This is a genomic window from Salinimicrobium sp. CAU 1759 (assembly GCF_054482715.1).
The window spans coordinates 324,614-346,437 of sequence record NZ_JBTLRK010000002.1 but is presented as its reverse complement, the minus strand read 5'-3'; the positions used below and the strand labels follow the sequence as shown (position 1 = coordinate 346,437).

Genomic DNA, 21,824 nt, shown 5'->3' with positions numbered 1-21,824 from the left:
TCTAGTTTAATTAAGGAAGATTTACGACAGCTTTTGTCGCTGCTCCCATTTACCTTTGTATGAAATGGAGCTTTACATTACCTTCGAAAGCTCAAATATTTTTTCTGAATGAAGATCCTGCATACTGCCGACTGGCACATAGGAAAAAAGTTGCATAAGACCGAACTGACTGAAGACTTCGATTTGTTCATCGATTGGCTCTGTAACACCATTGAAGCCGAAAAAGTAGATCTCCTACTCGTTTCGGGAGATGTTTTTGATCTTGCCAATCCTTCTTCCGATGCACGCCGGCAATATTATCGGGCCCTAATGAAAATGAAGCGGTTTAACTGCAGAATTATTCTGACAGGAGGAAACCATGATTCTCCCGCTATGCTTGATGCTCCAAAAGAGATCCTGAAGGAACTGGATATCGAAATAATTGGAGGTTTGCCGGAAGATCTCGAAGACATAGTTATTCCTGTTTTAGGTAAAGATGGAAAACCGGAAGTCGTAATAGCAGCTCTGCCGTTTCTCAGAGATGCGGACCTGCGGCGGACAGATGACGGTGAAAACTACGACGACCGATTAGAAGCTTTAAAAACCGGGATCCAAAGTACCTTTTGTGAGACCTCAGAAATTTGCGCTTCAAAATTTCCCGGAGTTCCGGCTATAGCAATGGGTCACCTTTTTACTGCAGGAATTGAAACGTCAGAAAGCGAAAGAGAAATACAAATAGGAAATCTTGCAGCTTTTGAAGCTTCACGTTTTGGTAACTACTTCAGCTATATCGCCCTGGGGCATATACATAAGCCGCAAAGGGTTGCGGCAGCTGTTCCTGCATTTTATAGTGGTTCTCCCCTGCCCCTGTCGTTTAGCGAACGTAGGGATGAAAAAAGGGTTCTGCTGATAGATACTCAAAAAGGCTGGGAACCAAAGAGTATTTCGGTGCCGGCGTTTCGATCTCTGCTCAAATTAAGTGGAAACTTGGAGGAGCTTAATTTCAAGTTGGAGGAACTGCAGGAAAAGAAAATTCTTGAAAGCCTCCTTGAGGTAGAACTGAAAGAAGAACAATATGATGCCTTGAAAATTTATGCGCTGGATGAACTGGTCAGTGGATTCCAGAAGGAAGGTTTCAGGATCGTGAAGCACAGGGCAACTTTTGAGAATCAGCTAAAAGGAGCGGCTCAGGCATTTCAGTCAGATGTGCAACTTCAGGACCTTCAACCTAAAGATGTTTTTCTGGAGCTTATTGCCAAACATGAATACGATGCAGATACGAGGCAGGAAATCCTTTCAGCCTTTAATGTGATCCTTGAGGAGTTGCACCGGGACGAAAATGCAGAAATATGAAGATTTTAAAAATTGAATTTCAGAATATAAACTCCTTAAAAGGGCGGCACGAGATCGACTTTACAAAGGCACCCTTCAATGTGAGTTCGCTTTTTGCGATCACCGGGCCTACGGGCAGTGGAAAAAGTTCTATCCTGGACGTGATTTCCCTCGCCCTTTTTAATATGGTCCCTCGTCTTGGAAAGATCAGCAAAAGCGATATCATCAATAAAGGTGCGATGCTTACCCGCAATCAAAAGGAAGCTTTTGCTAAAGTCACTTACCAGGCCAACTCCGGAGTTTTTGCTTCGGAATGGAGTATTTCTACAAATCGCAACAACAACCTGCGCGACTATGAAATGTTCCTCTATGACATGGCTACTGAAAAGCCACTGGATTACAAGAAGTCTGATGTTCCTTCAAAAAATGAAGAATTAATCGGACTTAATTATAACCAGTTTATAAAGTCGGTGCTCCTTGCCCAGGGAGATTTTGCTCAATTCCTGAAGGCCCGAAAAGATGAACGCGGAGAACTTCTTGAAAAAATTACAGGAACCGGAATTTACCGACAAGTTGGTATAAAAGTCTATCAGAAATTCAAAACGGTCAATGCTGAAATTGAAGACCGGCAACGGGAAATAAATGTGCTCCAAAAAGACCTTTTAGAGGAGGATACTTTAAAGGAAATAAATTCCTCTTTAACTGAAAAGCTGAAAACCTGCGAGCCGCTTGAAAAAGAAATCCAAAAGCTGGACAAACTGCAGGAGCTTAAAAAAACGATCTCCTCTCAAGCTAACCAGATCCAGAAAAGGGAAAAGCTGAAGTTAGCTGCAATTGAGGAACTGGAGAATTTTGAAAAACAACACGGGGAAAAGCTAAGGCAGCATGAACAGGTGCAGGTTTTTGCAGGAGAACTGCGGAACTGGAAGAACCTCGACGAAAGCTGTAAGGAACTCAAAGCGGAACTCGAAGCTCATGACCTGGGAGAAAAGCGGAACGTTGCAGACATTGACAGCTGCCTTGAAAAGATCAGGAAGTTTTTAAAAACAGAACCTGCAACCGGCGAGATCGAAACGAGCCTGCATTCCTTTTCCAAAAATGTAAGAAACCTGCAGCTGCAAAGGGATGAAAAACTAGGCCAGTATAAAAACCTTCAGGAAAGGTTCAATTCTGAGCTGCGAGAGGTGCCATTCAGGCTAAATGGAAATCCCGAAACCGAAGAGCAGAAATTAAAGGAATTGAGAGCTTCGGGAGAGAACAATCTTCAGGAATTAAGGCTGAAGCTAGACAATGTGGATCTTGAGAAGCCGGAATTGGAAAAATCGCGGTTAAAACAACTTCTTCAGCAGGGACGAAAAGCACAACAGGAATGGCAAATCATTCAGAATCTTTCAGCAGAATTAGAAAGAGACCAAAAGGAGGAAACAGACCTGCTCCCGCAAGTAAAGGAGTTGCCTCAAAAAATAGATTCAGATAAGAAACAAGCTGAAATTCTTCAGAAACAGGTAGAAAACCTACAGCTTCAACGGGAAAATGAGCTTTTAAAAGCCAGTCTTGAAGATCTTAGGCATAAGCTTACAAATGGAGAACCCTGTCCACTTTGTGGTAGTACGCATCATCCTTATGCAACTCACTTACCTGCCAAAAATGACCGTTTACAGCAAGAAATTTCTGAACTAAAAAATGAGCTGTCGGAGCTTGAAAAGAAGGTGACAACTCGAAGTACCAATCTTGCTCATCATCAAAAAAGAATCGCCGAACTTCAGAAAAATATTGCTGAGAAAACTCAGAAACTGGAGTCTCAAAAAAGGCATTTTAGAGAGGAATTTTTGGAGATCAATCCGGACAGGGAAAATTGGGAAGATTTCTGCAACAACAGGGAAGAAAGAATTAACCTGCTGGAGCAATTTGAACAGGAAAAAAGAAAGCTGGGAGCAATTTTGATTGGGCTGCCAATAATTTCTGAAATCAGGGAAGTGCTTGTTCAGGGGAAACAGATCAAGGAGAAACTGGATAACCTCTACACCGGCAATGATGTAGAAACAGATTGCCTTGAGCTGCAAAATTCCTGGACCGGGTTGCAGCATCACAAAAAATCCCTTGCCACCCAGAAACAAGAGTTGAACCAGAAGCTTTCGGGCAAAAATACTGAGCGAAAGGAGCTTGAAGAAAAACTGCAGCCAAAAATCACTGAAGCAGATTGTAAGGAGGTAGCCGAAGCACTTAATAAATTACTTCCTGAAACGGAATATTTGCAGCTTCGGAAAAAACGGGAAGATCTAAGGTCTCAAAAAGGGCAAATTGAAGCTTTCTTAAAAACCCTGAAGGATCAACTGGAAGAGCTTAAGCAAAAAGATGTGCCGGAAAGCGAGGCAGAACTTTCAAGGAGTCTTCAGGAAAATAAAACCCGACTTTCTTCCCTCAATGAAGAATGTGAAGAATTAAGGCGAAAGCTGAGAAATGATAAGGAGAGAAAAGATAGAATCGCAGAAATAGAAGCCGAACTCGAAGAAGAAAAGAGAAGCATCAAACGATGGAAAATTCTTGATGAGCTTATCGGAGATTCCAAAGGTAAAAAATTCAACGATTTTGCACAGGACCTAAGCCTTTCCCAATTGCTTGTCCTGGCGAACAGAAGGTTGAAAGACCTGAGTGACCGCTACAGAATTGATAAACCCCTTGAAGAGGAAGATGACAGCCTGGTAGCAATTGATGAGCATATGGGTGGGCAACGCCGTTCAGTTAAGACACTGTCGGGTGGAGAGACCTTTCTTCTCAGTCTATCCATGGCCCTTGCTCTGAGCGATCTCGCCTCCAGAAATGTAGAGATCAATTCACTTTTCATAGATGAAGGTTTTGGGACACTTGACCCTGAAACCCTTGATCAAACTCTTGATACTCTTGAAAAACTACAGGCAGAATCGTCTAAAATCATTGGAGTGATAAGCCATGTGGATTCTTTAAAAGAGAGAATAGCAACACAGGTTAGACTCACCCGAAATGGTCAGGGATACAGTTCCCTGGAGATTGTGGGTTAAAGATAAGTTGGCTTTTTATATTAATTAAAAGATAAGGTTTTGGCCCGCACCCGGCCTTTTGAGGATCTTTATGGTTAAACAAAAGCAACATGAAAAAGATTCTGATGATTCTTACTTCTCACAGTGAACTGGTGAATACAGATTCCAAAACGGGTGTATGGCTGGGAGAATTCACAGACCCATATTTTGAGTTCATCGATAAGGGCTATATTGTAACCCTGGCGAGTCCATAAGGTGGTAAACCTCCAATAGATCCCAGAAGCGAACTCACCGAAAATATAACCTCCTCAAACCGGAGATTCAAAAAAGACGAAAAAGCACAAAAAGATTTTGAGTTTACATTGAAGCTTTCTGATATTAAGGCAGATGATTTTGATGCTGTTTTCTTTCCCGGAGGCCACGGCCCAATGGGGGATCTTGCCAAAGATGAAGATACAGCACGCCTGGTGGTTGAATTCTACAATCAGGATAAACCCATTGCTGCGATATGCCATGGGCCTGCAGCTTTGCTCACAGCTGCAATAGAAATACCTGAACTTTTACAAGGTAAAGAGGTCACGGCTTTTTCAAATACCGAAGAAAAAATGGTAGGATTGAGAGACAATATTCCCTTTAGCCTGGAGGATCGTTTAAAGACATTGGGTGCAAAGTACACGAGTGCAACCTTACCTTTCACTTCGAAAGTAAAAGTCTCAGGAAAGCTGATCACCGGCCAGAATCCGGCCTCAGCTGAAAAAGCAGCGAAAGAATTGATTAGATTATTGGAAAATTAAGCCTTCAAGGTATTTTAAAATTCAGTCAGTGTCCGAAAACAGTAGAAAATCCTATTTTTACAGGTGGAATGAATTTTAAAGAAAAAATAAGTACATACCGCGAAGAATTTGAAAAAATGCCGGGAGTTACGGTTATCCACGAACTGGATGGCTTCAAGCCCATATTTATGACTTCAAACGGACTCGAACTTCTTGGTTTGACGTTGGAGGAACTCATTGCTGTCAAAGAAAATTATCAACTTTTATTTTTTAATCAGGATTTTATAGGTGACTACGTAAGCTCATTAAGAAGTTTAATAGAAAGAGAGGGAATCCACGAGACATTTTCCTTTTTCCACCAGGTAAAGATCCAGGGGGAGTTCAGGTGGTATTCAGCTTCTTTGAAGGTCTTTCAAATAGATAATAATTTTACCCCCACTCACACTATAACCTATGCTGTGCCGCTTGAGGATTTTCATTGGATCACAAAAGCGGAGAGATTACTGGATGAATCTAATTTTGCCAGAGAAAACCTCGATAAATTCACTTCTCTCAGCACAAGAGAACTCCAAATCCTGGCTCTTGCAGCTCAAGGAAATAGAACCTCAGAAATGGCCGATACTTTAAAGATCTCTGCTGATACTATTAATTCCCACCTAAAGTCCATCAGAAAAAAACTTAATTGCAAGAGCTCTTTTGAACTTACAGAATTCGCCCGGGCTTATGACCTTCTGTGATAGATATCGGAAAAAGTGCAATTTTATCGAATAACCCTGCTACAATTTTAAAAAAAGTCCGGATTATTCTATTTTAGGCAAACCTAAATGGAAATCTTGGAGCAATCTTTTGAACAAAAGCTGGAACTTTTTTCTGCCTGTGCCGAATTTATGCCGGGCGTAGTAGTGGTTCATGAATTGAAACCGGATGATTTTTCTACTGTTTATATGAGCTCCCGGGGCTTGCATCAATTGGGGGTAAGTTTACAGGAACTCGCCGAAATGGGTTCAAAATATCATGACAGATTTTTCAACAATGAAGACATGGAGGGTTTCATGATCAAGCTGCGAAAGTTGCTCGAAAATAAAGATCCCAATGAGACCTTTACATTTTTCCAGCAAGTGAAATTCAGGGAGCGTGAAGAATGGGTCTGGCATATTGCTTCTATAAGAATTTTTCACCAGGCACCCGATGGCACACCAACTCATGTTGTGACGGTGGCATTTCCTGTAGACAGGATGAAACATATTGAGAATAAGGCCGAGCGACTGTTAAAGGAAAACATGTTCTTTAAAGAAAATCTGGGGAAATTTCTGAGTCTGGGAAAAAGAGCAAAAGAAGTCCTGCGATTAGTGGCATTGGGTAAAAGTTCTAATGAAATCGCAGAAGAACTCAATATTTCCATTGACACAGTAAATACTCACCGCAAGAATATCAAAAAGAAGTTGGGCATTTCGACCACGTACGAATTTACAGAGTATGCCCATGCCTATGATCTCATATAGGGGCAAAAAAAAATCGGGGCCCCTACACCCCCGATTTTTTATTCCATCGAATCTCATTCATTGCTGAATAATTCCTGATTCAATTTCATGTTGTAAAAATAGTGGATGCTGTCTCTCCCTGCAATACCCACTTTTGGTGATTTTTGACATAAATGGCCCCTTAAAATGTTAAATTTTACGGCTAAAGCACTATTTTTATCGATAAAGCGCTTAAAGCTCCTAATTTCTGCTAATAATTATGCACAGACATTTTAAACTGTATAAACCTTATGGCTATTTAAGCCAATTTGTAACTAACCAGCGCACGCGTAGAAACAAACGCTTGTTAGGAGAGCTCCATAATTTTCCTGAGAATACCATGTCCATAGGCCGGCTCGACGAAGATTCTGAAGGACTTCTACTGCTAACAACAGACGGTAAAGTAAGTGCCGAAATAACGGGAAGAGGAGTTGATAAAGAATATTATGTACAGGTGGATGGGGAAATAACCGTGGAGGCAATTGAGCATTTATGCAGCGGAGTGGAAATAGGTATAAATGGAAAGAAGTACCTAACGCTACCCTGTAAGGTAAAAAAACTTGAAAATCCTCCTGTATTTCCCACCCGGTCGAAACCTATAAGAGACTCCCGCCACGGGCCTACGAGCTGGATCTCCATAGCAATAATTGAAGGTAAATTTCGCCAGGTAAAGAAAATGACTGCTGCAGTCGGGTTTCCTACGTTACGGCTTGTACGTGTAAGGATAGGGAATGAATACTTAGGAAAAATGGATGCGGGAGAGGTTAAGGAAGTAGATCAATTCAGTTGCGGTGGTCTTTAAGGTTCACCTTAAGTTTTCAGCATCTGCTCGTAAAGTAACTTGACATCTTTTGCCTGAAGAAGTTCTGTACCCGGTGATTTTATAGTTGCACTCCCACAAGCCAGACCATATAAAACCGCTTTTTCTATAGCCTGCCCGGTTGACAAGCTGTAAACCATACCTGCAACCATACTGTCCCCTGCCCCAATTGAACTCACATGCTCTACCTGTGGAGCGGCAAAATGTTTCACCTTGCCTCCTGTAGCCAGTAGCGCGCCTTTTGATCCAAGAGACAATACAATGTTCTCTACTTTATACTTTTTTAAAATCTTTAGCAGAACCTTTTTTTGCTGCTCTAAAGTTTCCGCAGCTTCTCCTGAAAGATCTTCCAGTTCATTTCTATTAGGCTTAAGCAGGAAAGCTCCTGCTTCAAGAACTCCTTTATAGGACCTTCCGGAAGTATCGAGAATGAATTTAAGTCCGCATTTTTTGGCTCTTGCCGCTGCCCGTGCGTAAAAGTCAGCAGGGGCTCCGGGTGGTAGACTACCACTGGCCACCAGGAAAGATCCTGCTTTACACTTATCTACTTTTTCAAGTAAAGCCTCATACTCCTGGTCTTTTAATTCCGCACCGGGGAATCCAAACCTGTAAAGTTTTCCGGTGGAGGTTTCAGTAATAGCAAAGTTCTGCCTTAGGTCATTACTTACATGAACCGGATCCTGTTCTACACCTTCCCTGTCGAGCAGGTCGGCAAATAATTTACCTGTGTGACCTCCTTTAGTGTAGACTGCGGTCGACTCACCTCCCAATCTTTTTATCACCCTGGATACATTAACTCCTCCACCTCCCGGATCTATAAGAGGCTCTCTGCACCTAAGTTTTTCATCAGGTTCAATCTTCAGGGTTTTGGAGTAGATATCAAGGGCCGGATTGACGGTGAGGGTAATGATCATTCTAAGGAATTTCAGTTGGTTAGGATATCTCTAAAAAGGATTTATTCACCCGCAGGGAAGCTAGAGAAGCTGGCCAAGAATTAAAAAGAACTTCCGGAAAAAACCCGGCAGTCCTTATACTCTCCTATTCAACTATAAATTTTCCACGCATTTGAACGTAATGTCCCGGGAAGCTACAAATATACTCGTAAGTACCTGCTGCGGGTGCAGTAAATTCTATTGTAGTCTCTTCGCCACCTCCAATCATTTCGGTCTTGGCAATTACAGCATCTGTTCCCTGAGGGATATAATCACTACCTGTAGCAGTGGCGGCCTTTTGAGCAAAGTCCACCACATCTGTACCTTGTTTAAGAAGCACAAAATTATGGCCCATTGCGTTTTCAGGTAGTTGTCCTATGTGGGTGAGCGTGAGTCTAACGGTCTCTCCGGCCTTAACCCGTATCTCATTGAGATTGTACTGCATAAGATCATTCCCGGTAAGATTAACCTGCACAACTCCATTCTCACGTTGAACTGCTGCACCAGATTGCATGGTGTCTGAGGTTGATTCCATCTCATCTTCACTTGTGTCGATCTGTTCGAGAGTTCCTTCCTCTCCAATGGTAATCGTTTCCTGATCTTTCTTTTCATCACCACAGCTCATTAGAACTAAGGTCAGTAAAAAGGCAAGAAATTGGCTTATTCTTTTCATAATTTTGATTTTACGTTAGTCTTCCTTTGGAATTTTGGATCATCTCAAAGGTAAAAAATTTAAAAAAATCCCCTTAAATTCTTCATTAGGGAAAGTCTAATATTAGAAGAAAAGCTAAAGAATATGGGTCATTCTCCATCGCTTTAGGTCGGGAAGGGATCTTATGGTTTGATGTGCTTCTTCAATGCTTATCTCATCATGGTGCCTGGCCATATCCAGTAATTTCTTTTCCATGTCATTGATAGTGAGATGATGGTCGGTAAACTCCCCATCTCTGTAGCACTCAAGACAATAATCTGAAGTTTTGCTGTGATCCCTTTTCGTTCCTCTCATCTTTTCTGAAAATGGTAATCCACAGCATTGGCAAATAAGTGGTTTCATAGCAATTTCTTTTAATGACCTGGTTCAAATAGAATTGACCTTTCACGACCTGTTTCTTAAAGATAAAAAAGTACAGACAAAAAAAAGAGATTTTAGGGTCCTAAATATTTCACAATTAATGTTTTCTGCCGTATATTTATATACTATGCAATTTACTGATTATCAATAAATTGCATAATGAAATTACCAAGGGAAGAGACTACCAGGTGATCATTAGCACATGTTCTACGAATATACCTAACAGAGGCAAATTTCTCCAACCAGGTTATTTTCATAGAAGAAAACCCGGCAGTCTCTTTCTATAAAATGTGATAACCATCATCCCTTTTTATAAAAACTTCAATTAACTTTAGGGAAATCAGCGGAAATGAGAAAGATTATTATTCCTACCGACTTTTCAGAAAATGCATTCAATGCTCTCAAGTATGCTGCAGAGCTTTTTAAACATGAGAAGAGCGAATTTTACCTTTTGCACGCCTATGCAGATGAAGTATATAGTTTTGAAGGAGTTATCACCCATAATCTTCTAGATGAGTACAAAGCCACGGTAAAAGATAAATGCACCAGGGAGCTGGAAAAGATCACTACAAAGATTCAAGAGCTATATGCAAATCCCAAACATACCTTTTACACAATTTCTGCATTTGGACTTCTCATTGATGAAGTCAACGATTTGGCCGAAAAGGAAAATGCCGATCTTATTATTACCGCAACGCGGGGTAGCACCAATGACAGGAAGTTGACTTTTGGAAGTAATACCCTGCAGATCATAAAATATGTGCAGTGTCCGGTCTTAAGTATTCCGGAACACTACAGTTTTTCAGAACCTGAAAATATCTTATTTCCTACCAACTATCTGCTGCCCTATCAAAAAAGGGAACTTAAACTGGTTGGCGGAATAGCCCGCTCCTTCCGTTCCCAGGTGCATATGCTTTATGTATCCCGTTTTGAAGAAGAGACTTTAAGACAATTAGACAACAAAATGGCTATAACTGAGCAGCTTTATGACCTAAAGGTTACGCACCATCATGAAGATGCAATGGAAAAAACGGAAGCTATTGAAAAGATGATCGACGACCTGAATATTGACCTCTTAATTCTGGTCAATTCCCGTCACAGTTATCTCGAGAATATTCTCTACAGCTCAACTATTGATAAGTTTGGACTACATCCTAAGGTTCCATTCCTCGTTCTCCAAAATTTCCACCGTTTTTAAATCTTCAGGTTATGAAAAAAGTACTCTTACCTACAGATTTTTCCGAAAATGCCTATAATGCAGCAAAATATGCCGTTCAGCTTTTAGAGAGAGAGGAATGTACGTTTTACCTGCTCAATACATACACCCCGGTTCTATATGACAATGAGTACCTGGTATACAGCGCTACGCAACCAACTCTTACAGAGATCTACCGGAATAAATCGCTTCAGGGTCTGGAAAGAGTTCTAAGGCGTATTAGAAACAATTTTAAAAACGAAAAACACCATTTCGAAAAGATCTCTTCTTTCAATCTATTGAATGACGAAATAAAGGAATTAGTTGCAGAGAAAGAGATAGACCTCACTGTAATGGGAACAAAAGGGGCAACAGGAGCAGAAGAGATCCTTTTTGGGACCCATACTGTTCATGCAATTAAAAAATCCCGATGCCCCCTCCTGGCCGTTCCTTCTCATTATGAGTATAAGGCTCCTGGAGAAATATTATTCCCTACAGACTATGAGGCGGAAATTCCCAGGCTATTAGAGATCCTGAAGGAACTGGCAGAAAATCACTCTTCCACTATTAATATTCTGCACGTTTATTTCGGCGTGAATCTTAACAACATTCAGACCAGTAGAAAAAGAGCATTGGCTCGCGCCTTTAAAGACATTAACCATTCCTTTTACAGCGTCACCGAGAAAAGTGTGACCAAGGCCATCTATGACTTTCAGGAAGAAAATGAAGTAGATATGCTGGTAATGGTAAACAACAAACACTCATTTTTTGAAAATTTATTATTTACACCTGTCGTCAATGAAATAGGTTTTAACGTGAAGGTACCATTTCTTGTGATCCCTTCCAGGAAGAAGAAATAAGATGAAGACTATTCTCTTACCAACAGATTTTTCCAGCAATGCCTTAAATGCAGGAAGATATGCGGTGGATCTGTTTCGGGAAGAGCGAGTCAACTACATACTCGTACATGCTTATAAGGTCAATGACTACTATGAGAACAGCCTATTGATCGCCAGACCCACAAAAACAGTCTTAGAGAAAGAGAGAAAAAGAATAGAAGTCGATTTCAAAGCAGTTTTAAAAGATTTAAAAGAATATGCCGCAGAGGGTCATTTTTTCCACACGTCATGTCACAACCTCCTGCTGACCGATGCGATCTCAAAAGAATTGAGCAAACACAGGATTGACTTTTTGGTGATAGGTAATCAAGGCCATACTGCAGGAAACAAAGCGATCTTTGGTAGCAATACGATCACTATCATTGAAGAGATCCAAAAATGTCCAATATTGAGTGTCCCTTCCACAATTGCTTTCCATCCCCCTACCGAAATAGTTCTTGCCAATAGTTTTAAAGTGGAATTAAGACCAGCTGACCTTAATTTTCTAATTTCTCTGGCTCAAAAATTCCATGCAGCATTGCGAATCCTCCACATTTCTGAAGGAGGAGGGCTAGACAGGGAACAACATCAAAATAGAAAGCTGCTTAAGGAAAAGCTATCTGCAGTAACTCATTCATTTCATTCCCTCGAGTACCTAAGCGTTCCTATGGGGATCTACTCTTTCATAGAAAGCAGGGAAAGCGGAATGATCGCCTTTATAAATAAAAAACATTCCTTTATTGAAAATTTGCTAATGAACCCACTTTACCGAAATCTGGCACACTATTCACGGATACCGGTATTGGTCCTCCACCAGCCTTCACTCTAACTGGTTTTCCTTGTTCAGAAAGAGAAAAAAGCTTCAGTTGTTCTAAGGGTTAAAATACAGGATAGCTATGGCTGGAAAAAGAAACACCAGGCCTGCAAGAAACTGCCAGTGAGTGTAAAAATAAAAGATCCGTGACTTTCGCCACGGATCTCTCTTCAGACATTCTAAAATGCCGGGTTTCTTAAGAATAATAAATTATTCTACAGAAGTAGTATCTGTAATGTCTTCTACTACGTTTCCGCCTGTGCTAGTAGTATCAACAACTTCTTCAGTCTCAACAGCCTCAACCTCAACAGAAGTCTCAGGAGTTTCGATCACCTCTACTGCACTTTCTTCAGTGGTTTCAGTAGTTGTTTCCTTACAAGAAGTAAAAGAGAATACTAATGCGATAGCAGCAAAAGTCAAAAAGGATTTTTTCATTTTAAATGAATTATTAATTGTTTGAGGCGCCAAATGTATATCATTTTTAGATTCGTAATACAAGGGACGAAATTATTTTTAGTTAAATTTTTAATAGCTATAATTTCTTAAGATTTATTCCTTCCCTGCTCCATAAAATGGATTTTTAAGTGACATTTGTCATCTTATAAAACTGAAATTTCCTTACCTTAATACCTTAAATACAATATATTATGGATCGCAACACCTCCAGAAGTTTTTCCGCCAATGAAAAGGAGATCGAACGACTACTGAAGGAGTACAGTAGATGGAAAGAAAGGCTCTCCTATTTTTCTGAAGAGATCAACTTCTTAAACCAATACCTGGGTGCAGACATTTTTCAAAAAAATGTCCTTAACCTTTATGAGCGGCTTCAGATATTTTATGATGAATTACAGAATTTTAGAAGAGAAAGCCTTGAGCTTATCAGGGAACTTCACAACCACCGGTATGACATTGAGGGGATTCTCGAATGTGAGGATATAAGCTGTGAAGTATTCTATCATAATCAACACCTGAAGCTTGAACAGAGAATTCTTGACTTTGCGAAAAATTTCAGGAAGTTCAAACTGGATATTTTCTCCTTTACCGCCAAATATCTGAGACGGACGAGTAAAGAAAACTGAAAGAAAAATACTTACTGTCATGGAAAATAAAGCGCATCACTACAGGTACATTGAGTGGAAAGCACCCGATGAAATGCATTTCTCCTCCTTGCAGTGGAAATCTGAACTCAACTTCATTAAAGACGAACATCGTTTTTTCGAAGATATGCTTAAAGAATATACCATGCCCATTATTGAATCACAGCTCTTTTCAAGGGTAAAGGAGCTCATCGAAAGGTTAAATCTCTCCAGGAAAGAGCTGCAAATTCTCGAAAGTACAGTTGTGAAGCACATAAACAGGTTGCGAAAACTAATAGATGATCTGGGGGAGCCCAAAGAAGGAAAATTTTATAGAAAAGAACATAAGACTATCCTTAACGATGTCATCCATTATTCAAGACAATATAAAAGGTTAAAACGCGAGATCTTTGAAGCTGTAAGCACAGCTTTAAAACAACAAAAGCAAAAAAGGCTCCTGGCATAATCAGGCCCTGGACCTTTCATAAAATTTAGCCTGTAACATTTGTACAGGCTTTTTTTACACTCTTCAAAAATGTTATTTTGGAGAAATTTTCATTTAAACCTGAACTCTCAACAAGCCGAAGAACACAAGGAACCATGTGCTTTAGAACAAAATTAAATACCAAAATCTTTGAGATCGAAAAAGCTTTTGATGCTTCCTTTACCGAGCCGGAGCTTTATACGCCACAAGAGGAGATCAACGGCTTTGATTTTTCCAAAAACCCGGTAATAACAGATGCGGCCCCGGGGGAGATTCTTTTCTACAACTGGGGATTGATCCCGTTTTGGGCAAAGGACAGTGACATTAGAAGATCCACACTTAATGCCAGGATCGAAACGCTCGTTGAAAAACCTGCTTTTCGAAATTCGGTAAATAACCGCTGCCTCATAATTGCCAATGGATATTATGAATGGCAGTGGTTGGATGAAAAAGGTAAGAGCAAACAAAAATACCTCATCACTTCTGCCGAAGAAGAAACTTTCGCTTTTGCAGGTATTTATTCACATTGGCAGGATCCCGCTACAGGTAAAAAAATGGGGACCTATAGCATTGTGACGACAGAAGCTAATGAATTAATGAGCGTGATCCACAACAACAAACAGCGAATGCCTGTCGTTCTTCATCGTAATGATTACAATGACTGGCTGAAAGGAGCAACACCAAAGGGATTTGCATTTCCCTATGAAGTTCAACTTACTGCCCAAAAGCTGTAAAGCAGATATAATTTCTGATGATTAACTGGGACTCTCCCAAAGAATCTTAAATTTGCCTGAGAAATGTCATTTTTGCAACTTATATGGGAGATATAAAGGATATTCGCACCGTAACGGTTTGCCGCTACATAACTCCCTTGAGAGAAGGTGGTTCCCTCCCTGCACTTGCCGAGGCCGATGACGATTTCAAATACGTGTTAAAGTTTAGGGGAGCCGGCCACGGAGTTAAAGCACTAATAGCTGAGTTTTTGGGGGGAGAGATTGCAAGAGCAATAGGAATGAGAGTGCCCGAGCTCGTGTTTGCGAACCTCGATGAAGCTTTTGGCCGGACCGAAGGAGATGAAGAAATTCAGGATCTGCTTCAAGGCAGCAAAGGCCTTAATCTCGCCATGCATTTTCTACCGGGGGCTATAAATTTTGATCCGGCAGTTACCACTGTTGATGAAACTTCTGCTTCCAGGATTGTATGGTTAGATGCTTTTATTACCAATGTGGACCGTACTTATAGAAACACTAACATGCTTATGTGGAACAGGGAGCTGTGGCTAATAGATCACGGAGCTTCCTTTTTCTTTCACCATTCCTGGAACAATTTAGAAAAACATGTGCACAGCCCTTTCAGCTTTATTAAGGATCATGTGCTACTGCCACAGGCCATCCGGTTACAGGAGGCCGACATAGAAATAAAGCAGCTACTAAGCCGGGAAAAAATAAGAGAGATCGTAGCAGGTCTACCCGATGATTGGTTGCAATGGCAGGAAAGTGATCTTTCTCCTCAAGAAATTCGGGAAGCTTATATTCAGTTTCTCCTTATACGCCTGGACAATTCTAATATCTTTATAAAAGAAGCACAAAATGCCAGAAAAGCACTTATATGAATATGCCATCATACGGGTAGTACCACGGGTGGAACGGGAAGAGTTCCTTAACGTGGGGGTTGTGCTATTTTGCAAAAGGGACAAATACCTGCAGGTAAAGTACAGGCTCGATCAGGAAAAATTGTTCATGCTTTGTCCGGATCTCGACATGGAACAGCTTGAAAAAAATTTAGCCTCCTTTGAAAAGATCTGTCAGGGCTCTGCAAATGGAGGCCCAATTGCGCAAATGGATATTCCCTCCCGTTTTAGGTGGCTCACTGCGGTAAGAAGCTCTGTGATCCAGACCTCCAGACCTCATCCGGGAATTTGTGAGAACCTGGACTCCACTCTTACCCGACTTTTTTCTGAATTGGTATTATAAAACCTACCTAAACAGCCCGGATATTCCTCTCAAAAAATGATTTATTTGCTGCCCTTTTTGACCCAGCTGCCCAGGGTCATTGTCCTCTTTACCTGGTGAGCCACTGCTTTTTTTACCTTCTCTCCCAGCTCTTCCTTACCCGCCGTTATACTTACTCCGTAAGGATTACCACCGGCGTTGAAGATAGCTTCATCTGTGTAACCCGGTGCGGCAACAATTGCCCCCCAATGGAACATAGTTTTGTATAGAGAAAGTAAGGTAGATTCCTGACCACCATGTACATTACTGGCGCTCGTCATTCCACTAACTACCTTATTTGCCAGCTTCCCCTGGAACCATAGACCACCGGTCATATCCAGGAATTGCTTGAATTGAGAAGGCAAGTTCCCATAACGGGTAGGAGCACTGAAAATGTAACAGTCGGCCCACTCAAGGTCATCCATGGACGCTTCCTGCACATCCTTGGTCGCTTCTACATGCTTTTTCCAGTCTTCGTTGGCCTCGATTGCCTCTCTGGGTGCCAGCTCTTTTACTTTTCGAAACCTAACTTCGGCACCAGATTCCCTGGCTGTTTCTTCTGCCCATTTTGCCAGTTGATAATTTGTTCCTGTGGAACTGTAATAGATTACAGCAACTTTTAAATCTTCCATAGCTATAGAATTTGTATTCATTTCGTTTTCAATAAAATAGCCATTAAATATTTTCTTTACTACTAAACAAATTATAAAAAAAGCTGCCTGGAAGCGGACAAAAAAAATCCCCTTAAAAAGGGGATTTTAATATAGAATTTATGAAAGCCTTATTTTTCCATTGCTTCAGCAACACCCGCTGAAAGTCTACGGTATGTACCATTTTCCAGACGCTCTCTAATTGCTGAAAATGCTGATAAAGTCACCTCTACATCTTCAAGCGTATGAGTAGCAGTTGGAATAAGTCTTAGCAGGATCAATCCTTTAGGAATTACCGGGTAAACTACAATGGAACAGAAGATTCCGTAGTTTTCTCTAAGATCATTCACCAATGCCATAGCCTCGGGAATACTTCCCTGAAGATATACCGGGGTAACACAACTTTGTGTAGTACCTATATCAAATCCGCGATCTTTTAGACCATTTTGAAGTGCATTAGTATTCTCCCACAGCTTTTCCTTAAGCTCGGGCATTGTTCTAAGCATTTCAAGACGTTTTAGAGCTCCAATGACCAGCTGCATTTGAAGAGACTTGGCAAACATCTGGGAACGTAGATTATATTTCAGGTAATCGATGATCTCCTGGTCGGCAGCAATAAAAGCTCCGGTACTTGCAAGAGACTTGGCAAAAGTGGCAAAATACACATCAATTCCATCCTGTACGCCCTGCTCCTCACCTGCTCCTGCTCCTGTCTTACCAAGAGTTCCGAAACCGTGGGCATCATCAACAAGCAGTCTGAAATCATATTTTTCCTTAAGGGCAACTATTTCTTTAAGTTTCCCCTGCTCTCCTCTCATTCCAAATACACCTTCAGAAATAACAAGGATTCCGCCACCGGTTTGCTCAACGATCTTCTCGGCGCGCTGCAGGTTCTTCTCAATGCTCTCCATATCATTATGCTTATACGTGAAGCGCTGACCTAAATGCAGGCGAACACCATCTATAATACAAGCGTGAGCATCTACATCATATACAATGACATCTTTTTTGGAAACAAGGGCATCAATAGTCGATACCATTCCCTGGTACCCAAAATTCAACAGATATGCAGCTTCTTTATGAACAAATGAAGCCAATTCGTCCTGCAGTTTTTCATGTAAAGTAGTATGCCCACTCATCATACGGGCACCCATAGGGTAAGCCGATCCCCATTCTGCAGCAGCTTCGGCATCAACCTTACGCACTTCAGGATGGTTCGCTAGTCCCAGATAATCGTTCACACTCCAGGTGATCACGTCCTGTCCCCGGAATTTCATGCGATTGGAAATAGGTCCTTCCAGTTTTGGGAATACAAAGTAACCTTCAGCTACTTCACTCCATTTACCTAAAGGTCCTTTGTCCTTATATATTTTATCGAATAAATCTGCCATTTTTAAATATTTTTCACTTCGGCAAAAGTAGTAAATAAATAGTAACTGTAGAATGCAGACGAGCTAAGTGCACTGAAAAACATGAAGTTCAGTGAAACTTTAACAGCTCCTGCCACTACTAAAATCTTAACGGTTTGTTTGAAAGAAAATTGCGGCGAATATTAACAGGCAAAGGTTCCAGTCGTTATTTTACGAACTCGATCTGGTTTACGGCTTTCTCATGTTTGCTATCAAAAAAGCCCTGTTCATTCATCCAATCATCACTAAAGACTTTGCTCATGTAACGGGAACCATGATCGGGAAAGATCACAACAATTTTGCTGTTCTTGTCAAACTCTCCTTCTTCGGCCAGTTGCAGTACTCCCTGTAAGGCTGCACCGCTGGTATATCCTACAAATAAACCTTCTGTACGGGCAAGTTGACGTGCAGTATGTGCGCTGTCTTCATCGCTTACCTTCACGAACTTATCAATGATATCAAAGTCTGTGGCAGTTGGGATGAGGTTCTTTCCCAAGCCTTCAATGCGATAAGGATAGATCTCGGAAGAATCAAACTCTTTGGTCTCATGATATTTTTTAAGAACAGATCCATAAGCGTCAATTCCCAGGATACGGATCGCAGGATTCTGTTCTTTCAGGAATCTTGCAGTACCCGAAATAGTTCCTCCGGTACCGCTGCAAGCCACTAAATGGGTGATCTTCCCTTCTGTCTGTTTCCAAATCTCAGGTCCTGTAGTGCGATAATGAGCTTCAATGTTGAGCTCGTTGAAATATTGATTGATATAAACTGAACCTTTTATCTCATCGTGCATTCTCTTCGCTACCTGATAGTATGAACGGGGATCATCGGCACTTACGTTTGCAGGACAAACATAAACCTTCGCCCCCATAGAGCGCAACATATCTATCTTATCCTTAGAAGATTTCGAACTTACCGCCAGGATACATTCGTAACCCTTTATAACACTCACCATGGCAATACTAAAGCCGGTGTTTCCTGAAGTGGTCTCAATAATAGTATCACCGGGTTTAAGGATTCCCTTTCTTTCGGCTTCTTCTATTATATGTAATGCTATTCTATCTTTTGTGGAGTGCCCCGGATTAAAAGCTTCTACCTTTGCGAAATAGTCTCCTTCAAGATTTTGGGTGATACGGTTTAAGTGGACAAGAGGGGTATTACCTATTAGCTGTAATACATTATCAAAAACCTGTAAATCTTCTCTCATAAATTGAAGTTATTTACAATAACCGGTTTGAAATAATCTATTTCAAACCGGTCACGAACGAAGCAAATTTAAGTCAAATATTTTAATTATTCGGTGATTCCCTCTAAATCCAGGAGAAAAGCATATTCTTCAGCTACTTCCCTTAGCGCCTCAAAACGGCCTGATGCTCCACCGTGGCCTGCTTCCATGTTGGTGTGAAATAGCAGCTTATTGGAGTCAGTTTTTAGCTCCCTCAACTTTGCCACCCATTTAGCCGGTTCCCAATATTGTACCTGGGAATCGTGAAGCCCGGTTGTCACCAGCATATTTGGATAATCCTGAGCAGTTACATTGTCATACGGGGAATAGGATTTCATGTAGAAATAATATTCCGGATCGTTTGGATTACCCCACTCATCGTATTCGCCCGTAGTTAAAGGAATAGTCTCATCCAGCATAGTTGTGACCACATCCACAAAGGGCACCGAAGCAATTATACCCTTGTACAACTGGGGCGCAATATTGGCGACCACTCCCATTAATAATCCGCCGGCAGAACCTCCACTGGCGTACATATGCTCTGGAGAAGTATAATTCTCCTGAATAAGATGTTTTGTACAATCTATGAAATCTGTAAAGGTATTCTTCTTATTAAGCAACTTGCCGTCTTCATACCATTGCCTTCCAAGATACTCGCCTCCCCTAACGTGTGCTATGACAAAAATGAATCCCCGGTCAAGCAGGCTCAAACGTACATTTGAAAAATAAGGATCAATTGTAGATCCATATGAACCATAGGCATACTGTAGTACCGGATTTTTCCCGTCTTTTTGAAGCTCCTTGCGATGCACAAGGGTCATAGGGATCTTAGTACCATCCTGAGCAGTAGCCCAGATTCGGTCTGAGACATAATTCTCTTTCTTGAATTTCCCCCCAAGAACTTCCAGCTCCTTTTTTACGATCTTTTCCCTAGTACGCATATTAAAATCCACAACCTGCGTTGGTGTAAGCAAGGAATTATAGGTGTACCTGAGAATTTCAGTATCAAAGTCGGGGTTAGTTCCGGTAAATGCCGTGTAGGTCTCATTATCGAAAGGTAAGAAGTAGGAATCTGTTCCATCCCATCTGCGAATGTGGATCTTATTAAGGCCATCACTTCTTTCACTTACTACAAGATAATCCCTGAAAAGGTCAATATCTTCCAGCAACACATCCTCCCTGTGCGGAATCACCTCTTCCCAGTTCTCTATCCCGGGATCATGAACCGGAGCTTTCATTAACTTAAAGTTTGTAGCCCCGTCCTTATTGGTCATGATATAGAAACAATCACTGTAATGAGCAATACTGTATTCCACACCTCTTATCCTGGGTTGTACAATTTGTACTTCGCCGTGTGGATCATCGGCTGAAATGAACCTGTATTCTGAAGTCAGCGTACTATCTGAGCCTATTATTATGTAGCGTCTGGATTTAGACTTGTAGACATAGGTGTGAAAAGTTTCATCCTCTTCAAAGAAAACCAGTTCATCTTCCTTTGCTTTTGTACCTAAACGATGTTTGTAAATTTTATTGCTCCGTAAAGTCTCCTCGTCTTTACGAGCATAGAAAAGGGTTTTATTATCATTGGCCCAGGTAGCACCCCCGGTAGTGTTCCTTATTTTTTCAGGATAAATTTCACCGGTCTCCAGGTTCTTTACATATATGGTGTACTTTCTTCGGCTAACTGTATCAACGGCATATGAAACAAGCTTGTTGTTGGGGCTCACACTAATACCACTCAACCTGTAGTAGTCATGCCCTTCAGCCATCTTGTTCACGTCAAATAAGATCTCTTCCGCCGCTTCGAGCGTTTCTTTTTTTCGGGAGTAAATGGGGTAATCCTTACCTTTTTCAAACCGAGTGATATACCAGTAACCATTTAGTTTGTAGGGTACAGATGAATCATCTTCCTTGATCCTTCCTTTAACCTCCTGAAAAAGATCCTCCTGCAGCTGCTTTGTATGAGCTGTCATTTGATCATTATATGCGTTTTCACGGGTGAGATAGTCAAGAACTTCAGAATTTTCACGCTCGCGAAGCCAGAAGTAATCATCTGTGCGAACATCTCCGTGTTTTTCAAGATTTACAGGTATCTTTTTTACACGTGGGGCAATTATTTCGTTAGCAGCAACTTTCATTTTCTCATTTTAATTTTACCGGCTGCAAAGTTAAGCTTTCTAATAAAGAAAACTTAAAACTGTGTGTTTAAGTTCTCTATAATGACCTTTTTAGGTAGTTTTGCTGTAACCATAAAACTGATACTATGTTTGGAGATATGATGGGCATGATGAACAAGATCAAAGAGACCCAGAAAAAGGTTGAAGAGACCAAAGAAAGACTTAAAACGGTTATGCTTGATGAGCAATCTGCCGACGGACTTTTAAAGGTAACGATCTCAGCTAACCGCGAGATCAAGAATATTGAAATTGCCGATGAACTTCTGGAAGATAAAGAACAACTGGAAGATTATTTGGTGTTGACCCTCAATAAAGCTGTTGCCCGTGCTACAGAAGTAAATGAAGCCGAACTTGCTGCAGTTGCCAAAGAAGGAATGCCCGATATCCCCGGAATGAACGATATGCTTGGGAATAGTTAGGAGTTAAGAGTTCGGAGTTTATTGAAAACTTTTAAAACTTCTACGAACTATGAACTACCGT

24 protein-coding genes are annotated in these 21,824 nt (G+C 41.0%); 16 read left to right on the top strand and 8 right to left on the bottom strand.

The annotated features are described in order from the left end of the window. Positions 1 to 108: 108 nt before the first annotated feature. The 7 genes from sbcD (at position 109) to ACXYMT_RS12650 (ending at position 7,423) form a co-directional block, all read left to right on the top strand. The gene (sbcD, locus tag ACXYMT_RS12680) at positions 109 to 1,332 is read left to right on the top strand and encodes an exonuclease subunit SbcD (RefSeq protein WP_459059470.1); all 1,224 of its coding nucleotides are present in this window, start codon (positions 109 to 111) and stop codon (positions 1,330 to 1,332) included. Beyond that, positions 1,329 to 4,349 carry an AAA family ATPase gene (locus ACXYMT_RS12675; RefSeq protein ID WP_459059469.1) on the top strand — a complete coding sequence of 1,007 codons (3,021 nt, stop codon included), beginning with the start codon at positions 1,329 to 1,331 and terminating at the stop codon, positions 4,347 to 4,349. The genes sbcD and ACXYMT_RS12675 overlap by 4 nt, the downstream gene beginning before the upstream one ends. Positions 4,350 to 4,438: 89 nt before the next feature. Continuing rightward, positions 4,439 to 4,582: a hypothetical protein gene (locus ACXYMT_RS12670; protein ID WP_459059468.1), complete on the top strand. Its 144-nt coding sequence runs from the start codon at positions 4,439 to 4,441 to the stop codon at positions 4,580 to 4,582. 15 nt (positions 4,583 to 4,597) lie between these two features. After that, entirely contained in the window at positions 4,598 to 5,122 is a 525-nt protein-coding gene (locus ACXYMT_RS12665; RefSeq protein WP_459059589.1) for a type 1 glutamine amidotransferase domain-containing protein, read from the top strand. Positions 5,123 to 5,190: 68 nt separating this feature from the next. Further along, positions 5,191 to 5,838, top strand: a complete 648-nt coding sequence (locus ACXYMT_RS12660; protein ID WP_459059467.1) for a helix-turn-helix transcriptional regulator — start codon at positions 5,191 to 5,193, stop codon at positions 5,836 to 5,838. Positions 5,839 to 5,925: 87 nt separating this feature from the next. Continuing rightward, on the top strand, positions 5,926 to 6,603 hold the full coding sequence (locus ACXYMT_RS12655) for a LuxR C-terminal-related transcriptional regulator (RefSeq protein WP_459059466.1): 678 nt from the start codon (positions 5,926 to 5,928) through the stop codon (positions 6,601 to 6,603). A gap of 238 nt (positions 6,604 to 6,841) precedes the next feature. Beyond that, positions 6,842 to 7,423, top strand: coding sequence for a pseudouridine synthase (locus tag ACXYMT_RS12650; protein ID WP_459059465.1), 582 nt, complete (start codon positions 6,842 to 6,844; stop codon positions 7,421 to 7,423). 8 nt (positions 7,424 to 7,431) lie between these two features. Here ACXYMT_RS12650 and ACXYMT_RS12645 read toward each other — a convergent pair whose 3' ends face one another. From ACXYMT_RS12645 to ACXYMT_RS12635, 3 genes are all read right to left on the bottom strand, one after another. After that, positions 7,432 to 8,355, bottom strand: a complete 924-nt coding sequence (locus tag ACXYMT_RS12645; RefSeq protein WP_459059464.1) for a 1-phosphofructokinase family hexose kinase — start codon at positions 8,353 to 8,355, stop codon at positions 7,432 to 7,434. Between the two features lie 124 nt (positions 8,356 to 8,479). Beyond that, positions 8,480 to 9,046 (bottom strand): plastocyanin/azurin family copper-binding protein, encoded by a 567-nt coding sequence (locus tag ACXYMT_RS12640; protein WP_459059463.1) that lies wholly within the window; start codon positions 9,044 to 9,046, stop codon positions 8,480 to 8,482. Between the two features lie 114 nt (positions 9,047 to 9,160). Then, positions 9,161 to 9,427, bottom strand: coding sequence for a zinc ribbon domain-containing protein (locus ACXYMT_RS12635; RefSeq protein WP_459059462.1), 267 nt, complete (start codon positions 9,425 to 9,427; stop codon positions 9,161 to 9,163). Between the two features lie 367 nt (positions 9,428 to 9,794). Here ACXYMT_RS12635 and ACXYMT_RS12630 point away from each other — a divergent pair, with 367 nt between their 5' ends. Genes ACXYMT_RS12630 through ACXYMT_RS12620 form a run of 3 tightly spaced genes read left to right on the top strand, consistent with a single transcriptional unit; the run spans position 9,795 to position 12,347 of the window. Further along, positions 9,795 to 10,643 (top strand): universal stress protein, encoded by an 849-nt coding sequence (locus ACXYMT_RS12630; protein WP_459059461.1) that lies wholly within the window; start codon positions 9,795 to 9,797, stop codon positions 10,641 to 10,643. Positions 10,644 to 10,654: 11 nt separating this feature from the next. Continuing rightward, positions 10,655 to 11,500 carry a universal stress protein gene (locus ACXYMT_RS12625; RefSeq protein ID WP_459059460.1) on the top strand — a complete coding sequence of 282 codons (846 nt, stop codon included), beginning with the start codon at positions 10,655 to 10,657 and terminating at the stop codon, positions 11,498 to 11,500. Position 11,501: 1 nt separating this feature from the next. After that, the gene (locus ACXYMT_RS12620; protein ID WP_459059459.1) at positions 11,502 to 12,347 is read left to right on the top strand and encodes a universal stress protein; all 846 of its coding nucleotides are present in this window, start codon (positions 11,502 to 11,504) and stop codon (positions 12,345 to 12,347) included. A 195-nt stretch (positions 12,348 to 12,542) separates the two neighbouring features. Here the strand turns inward: ACXYMT_RS12620 and ACXYMT_RS12615 are convergent, their stop codons facing one another. Beyond that, positions 12,543 to 12,767 (bottom strand): hypothetical protein, encoded by a 225-nt coding sequence (locus ACXYMT_RS12615; RefSeq protein ID WP_459059458.1) that lies wholly within the window; start codon positions 12,765 to 12,767, stop codon positions 12,543 to 12,545. A 212-nt stretch (positions 12,768 to 12,979) separates the two neighbouring features. Between ACXYMT_RS12615 and ACXYMT_RS12610 the strand changes: the two genes are divergently transcribed. The 5 genes from ACXYMT_RS12610 to ACXYMT_RS12590 all read left to right on the top strand — a co-directional run bounded on the left by ACXYMT_RS12610 (position 12,980) and on the right by ACXYMT_RS12590 (position 15,865). After that, on the top strand, positions 12,980 to 13,411 hold the full coding sequence (locus ACXYMT_RS12610; protein WP_459059457.1) for a hypothetical protein: 432 nt from the start codon (positions 12,980 to 12,982) through the stop codon (positions 13,409 to 13,411). 19 nt (positions 13,412 to 13,430) lie between these two features. Continuing rightward, on the top strand, positions 13,431 to 13,874 hold the full coding sequence (locus tag ACXYMT_RS12605; protein ID WP_459059456.1) for a hypothetical protein: 444 nt from the start codon (positions 13,431 to 13,433) through the stop codon (positions 13,872 to 13,874). A 77-nt stretch (positions 13,875 to 13,951) separates the two neighbouring features. Further along, a complete protein-coding gene (locus ACXYMT_RS12600; protein WP_459059455.1) occupies positions 13,952 to 14,626 on the top strand; it encodes an SOS response-associated peptidase in 675 nt (224 codons plus the stop codon). Between the two features lie 83 nt (positions 14,627 to 14,709). Continuing rightward, the gene (locus ACXYMT_RS12595) at positions 14,710 to 15,504 is read left to right on the top strand and encodes a HipA family kinase (protein ID WP_459059454.1); all 795 of its coding nucleotides are present in this window, start codon (positions 14,710 to 14,712) and stop codon (positions 15,502 to 15,504) included. Beyond that, positions 15,482 to 15,865, top strand: a complete 384-nt coding sequence (locus tag ACXYMT_RS12590) for a DUF3037 domain-containing protein (RefSeq protein ID WP_459059453.1) — start codon at positions 15,482 to 15,484, stop codon at positions 15,863 to 15,865. Before ACXYMT_RS12595 ends, ACXYMT_RS12590 begins: the two co-directional genes overlap by 23 nt. Positions 15,866 to 15,906: 41 nt before the next feature. Here ACXYMT_RS12590 and wrbA read toward each other — a convergent pair whose 3' ends face one another. The 4 genes from wrbA to ACXYMT_RS12570 form a co-directional block, all read right to left on the bottom strand. Next, positions 15,907 to 16,515, bottom strand: coding sequence for an NAD(P)H:quinone oxidoreductase (gene wrbA / locus ACXYMT_RS12585; protein ID WP_459059452.1), 609 nt, complete (start codon positions 16,513 to 16,515; stop codon positions 15,907 to 15,909). A 149-nt stretch (positions 16,516 to 16,664) separates the two neighbouring features. Further along, positions 16,665 to 17,924 (bottom strand): aminotransferase class I/II-fold pyridoxal phosphate-dependent enzyme, encoded by a 1,260-nt coding sequence (locus ACXYMT_RS12580; protein ID WP_459059451.1) that lies wholly within the window; start codon positions 17,922 to 17,924, stop codon positions 16,665 to 16,667. A gap of 184 nt (positions 17,925 to 18,108) precedes the next feature. After that, positions 18,109 to 19,149 carry a PLP-dependent cysteine synthase family protein gene (locus ACXYMT_RS12575; protein ID WP_459059450.1) on the bottom strand — a complete coding sequence of 347 codons (1,041 nt, stop codon included), beginning with the start codon at positions 19,147 to 19,149 and terminating at the stop codon, positions 18,109 to 18,111. 86 nt (positions 19,150 to 19,235) lie between these two features. Then, positions 19,236 to 21,305, bottom strand: a complete 2,070-nt coding sequence (locus ACXYMT_RS12570; RefSeq protein ID WP_459059449.1) for a S9 family peptidase — start codon at positions 21,303 to 21,305, stop codon at positions 19,236 to 19,238. A gap of 125 nt (positions 21,306 to 21,430) precedes the next feature. Here ACXYMT_RS12570 and ACXYMT_RS12565 point away from each other — a divergent pair, with 125 nt between their 5' ends. Beyond that, on the top strand, positions 21,431 to 21,763 hold the full coding sequence (locus tag ACXYMT_RS12565; RefSeq protein ID WP_459059448.1) for a YbaB/EbfC family nucleoid-associated protein: 333 nt from the start codon (positions 21,431 to 21,433) through the stop codon (positions 21,761 to 21,763). Positions 21,764 to 21,824 lie beyond the last annotated feature (61 nt).